The organism is Deinococcus sp., assembly GCF_025362455.1.
Lineage (GTDB): Bacteria > Deinococcota > Deinococci > Deinococcales > Deinococcaceae > Deinococcus.
Genome location: NZ_JANYGJ010000019.1, coordinates 1 through 3,693, shown reverse-complemented (window position 1 = coordinate 3,693; position 3,693 = coordinate 1). Strand labels below are relative to the sequence as shown.

Sequence of the window (3,693 nt, the reverse complement as noted above, 5' to 3'; positions counted from 1 at the left end):
GTGGCCTGGCTCGGCGTGGCGATCAATCTCGTCAACAGCCTGGTGGGGACGGGGCTGGGATGGTGGCTCATTCGGCAGCCCACAGGTAAGGCCCTGCCCGGATTGGACCCCACGGTGACTGGCATGCCGACGATTGCCCTCGGCCAGCCGCTGGACCCCGCGTTGCAGGTGTCCTGGGTCGGAATACTGGGCCTCTTCGTGGTGGCCCTGGTGTTCCGCATCGGCGTGCAGCAGCGCGAGAACGAGGAGCGGTTACGTACCGAGCAGGAGCTGACGGTATGAGTCAGGGAAAGGCAACCGTGAGTTCCCGAAACCGCGTGACATTTGCGCTGGTGGCGTTGACGATTCTGGACGCCATCACGCTGTTGTTCTTTCTGGCCTTGTGTCTCCTGTGCGTCCTGGCCTTCAACGGTGTCAGGAGGCAGACGGGGGTGCAGTTCAGCGCCGTGCTTGCGGGGGTGCTGATTATGGGGAGTCCCACCGTGGCGGCCTGGCTCTTCCACCTGCTGCTCGTCAGCGCCCGCTACGCTGATCCGTTCAGCCGAACCAACGTGCGCCGCCTGAACTGGATGGGCCTGCTGGTCTTGCTTGCGTGGTTGCTGACATCCAACTGGTGGGCGTCTATTGCCCAGTGGTTCGGGCCAAGTCAGGAGTTCGGCTTCCCACCCATTGTCAACGGTAACTTGCAGATCAACAGTTTTGTGCTCGCACTCTTTCTGTTCGGCCTGGCTGGCGTGATCGCCCGTGGTGTCCAGCTCCGCGAAGAACAGGACCTGACCGTTTAATGCCTATCCGGGTCAATCTCGATACCGTCCTCACCGAGCGCGGCATGACCTTATCCGAACTCTCCAACCGGGTCGGCATCACGCTCGCCAACCTCAGTATTCTCAAAACCGGCAAGGCCCGCGCCGTGCGCTTCTCGACGCTCGACGCGCTGTGCCGCACGCTGGACTGTCAACCGGGGCAGTTGCTGGAGTGGGTTGATGGGCCACCGGAGCAGGAGTGAAAACCGTCTGCAAAGAATGTGGGTGACACCCACCGCCAAAACGCCGCCCAGGTCTCCCCAGGCGGCGCCGTTCAATACCCCTTACTTACGACTGCGGCTTGGGAATGTTCACCTCGCCCTGGCCCTGCAAGGCGTCCTTGCCGGTTTCGTGGGGGCGCACGTCGAGCGGGTTGATCTTGACCGTCTCGGTGCTGACGCTGGCCAGCAGCATATCCAGAATGCCCGCCGTGCGGGCCGAATTCACGGCCTTGTTGGTGATGATCTCGCCGATGTTCAAAATGATGTTGTCGGCGGGGTCGAGGATGACCCGGTTGACCGGGCGGCCAATCGCGTCGCGGACTTTCTGGGCCTCGGCGTCGGCCTGGTGCTGCTCAATCGCCTCGCTGGCGTCGCCCTGTTTTTCGCCCAGCCACTGCTTGGCGCGGTCGATGAAGCTGCTGGCCCCGGCGCTGACGTTGCTCAGCCCCGCCGAGAGCTGGTCGCCGATGGCAGGCCCGGTGCTGGCCGCCTCGCTGCCCAGGCCGGTGGCGCGGAGCAGGTCGGTCTCGCGGCTGAGGCTGCGGGCACGCTCCAGCACGCCCACCGTCACGATCTGACCCTGCGCGGCGATCAGGGTGCGGCCCGCGCCGTAGACGTCGCTGCGCACGCGGCGGCCTAAAGCGCTGGCTGGCACGGCGCTGGCTGGCTGGGGGCTGCCCATGACACTCTGCTTGAGGTACTGTGCCCCGCTCTGCACGCTGCCTGCCGTGGCGGAGGCGACCAGTTTGCCCAGCGCACCGTGCGACTCGGCGCTCTGCACCGCCAGCGGCGTGATGACCTGGCCGGAGAGCACGATCACGCTCTCGTCATTGCCGTGAACGTCGCTGCCCGCCACCTTGCCGAGCACGTACTCGATCTGGCGCTCGCGGCTGGCGCTGCTGAGGTCCTCGATGCGGCCCTTGATGCTGCCGCTGGTGGCCGAGGCGACCAGTGAACCCAGGGCACCCAGACGGCTGGCGTTGGCGGCCTGTACGGCGCTGATGGTGTCGCCCTGGTGGGTGATGACCGTGCCGTCGTCGGCGGTGACGGTGCTGCCCGCCACCTTGCCCACCACGTACTCGGTCTGGCGCTCCTGGGACGCCTGGCTGAAATCCTCGGCCTTGCTCTGGACCGTCTCGGCGGCGCTGCTGTAGGCGGCCTGCATGGTGCCGCCGGTGGCCGCCGCGACCAGCGAGCCCAGGGCGCCGTGCGTCTCGGCCAGGCTCGCCTGCGCTTCGGTGATGGTCTGGCCCTTGGTCACGATAACGGCGCCGTCGTCGCTGCTGACGTCGCTGCCCGCCACCTTGCCGACCACGTAGTCCTTCTGGCGCTCCTTGGTGGCGGTGGCCAGGTTCTCGTAGCCCGCCTTGACGTTCTCGCTGACCGTGCTGGCGGCGGTGCTGATGCTCTCGCCCGCACTCTTGAAGGCGCCCTGGAGGCCACCGGCTTCCTGCTCCTCCATGGCGGTGGCCACCGACACCGGCACGATGGCGGCGTTCTCACCGATGCTGATACTCTCCGGCGCCGGAACGAAGGTGCGCCCGCTCGACAGATCCGAAAACAGCCCGCCGGTGGCCTCGTAGCCCAGGACCTTGCCGCTCGCCTCGTCGAAATATACGTCGGCGATCTTGCCCAGGTCGCGCCCGTCGGTGGTCAGCAACCTGGTGCCGATCAGGCCGATCTTGGTGTCCAGCAGGTCGGCGATGCGCGAATCGTCGCGGGCGCTGACCACGTGCGATTCGTCGTCGATCATCACGGCGTCCTCACCGACGCTGCGCACGGCCTCGAAGGGCACCACCTTGGCGGCGCGAAACCAGCCGCCCTCGTCGACCAGCAGGGCCAGCACCTGATTGGCGTCGTGGTCGAACACCAGGTCATGCACCTTGTCGATCTGGGTGCCACTGCTCAGCGCCATGATGCTGCGCCCGATCATCTCTTTCCCTTTAATCATGACAAACTCCTTGTGTGCGTAGCAAAGTAGCCGGGTTCAAAATCCCAGGTTGAGGATGTTGTTGGGTTTGAGGTAAAACGCGTACAACAGGTACAGCAAGACCAATAAAACGACCAGGCCGATAAGCCAGGCGACGCCATTGCCAGAATTGTTGGTGCCTTTGAGGCGGGCCATGATGACTCCTTGAAGTGTATTGGAAGTGTATTGGAAGTGTATTGAGAAGTGTACTGATCGGTACGGGTCTGGAGGGTGAGACGGTCGCGAGTAGGGGTGACACTAGCCGGGCGCCACTCATCTGCACACGGCTTCATGAAGAAGTCTAGGCCGCGCCCATGCGTGTGTGGAATGCCTGGGCGCTTACATCCGCTTGACCCAACCTTGCATAAACCTTTAAGTATGTCTTGGCTAACGTTTCGGGCTTCCGCTTCTTGGGCAGAACGGCACCTATCGGGCCTGCCCGCAAAAAGCGCTTCATCCCTCTCCTTCGGAGCTCTGCGAGTCCACTCCCGCCAGCGGGCAGGCCCCATACGGGTGCCGCTGGGCCCAAGCAAGGACATACTTTCTTCCTCCCTCGCTCTTCGTCGTGAACGGAGCGGCCAGCGGGCAGGCGTCCCCAGGGGGAGGAGTGGCGTGCCCAGGCGCGTCCGTTCACGACGACAGTGCGTTCTGCCCAAGAAGGCCCGATAGGCGAGCAGGCCCGATAGGTGCCGTTCTGCTC

General features: G+C 64.6%; 5 protein-coding genes. 3 read left to right on the top strand and 2 right to left on the bottom strand.

All coding sequences use genetic code 11. The features are described 5' to 3' along the window. The 3 genes from Q0R23_RS01355 to Q0R23_RS01345 form a co-directional block, all read left to right on the top strand. Positions 1-282, top strand: a 282-nt coding sequence (locus Q0R23_RS01355) for a hypothetical protein (protein WP_293909551.1), incomplete at its 5' end; no start/stop codon positions are given. Further along, positions 279-785, top strand: coding sequence for a DUF2975 domain-containing protein (locus tag Q0R23_RS01350; RefSeq protein ID WP_293909549.1), 507 nt, complete (start codon positions 279-281; stop codon positions 783-785). The genes Q0R23_RS01355 and Q0R23_RS01350, both read left to right, overlap by 4 nt. Then, a complete protein-coding gene (locus Q0R23_RS01345) occupies positions 785-1,006 on the top strand; it encodes a helix-turn-helix transcriptional regulator (RefSeq protein WP_293909547.1) in 222 nt (73 codons plus the stop codon). Before Q0R23_RS01350 ends, Q0R23_RS01345 begins: the two co-directional genes overlap by 1 nt. 85 nt (positions 1,007-1,091) lie before the next feature. On the opposite strand, the gene Q0R23_RS01340 is transcribed toward Q0R23_RS01345, so the two are convergent. Further along, the gene (locus Q0R23_RS01340; protein WP_293909545.1) at positions 1,092-2,975 is read right to left on the bottom strand and encodes a PRC-barrel domain-containing protein; all 1,884 of its coding nucleotides are present in this window, start codon (positions 2,973-2,975) and stop codon (positions 1,092-1,094) included. A 36-nt stretch (positions 2,976-3,011) separates the two neighbouring features. Next, the gene (locus Q0R23_RS01335; RefSeq protein ID WP_293909542.1) at positions 3,012-3,149 is read right to left on the bottom strand and encodes a hypothetical protein; all 138 of its coding nucleotides are present in this window, start codon (positions 3,147-3,149) and stop codon (positions 3,012-3,014) included. Positions 3,150-3,693 lie beyond the last annotated feature (544 nt).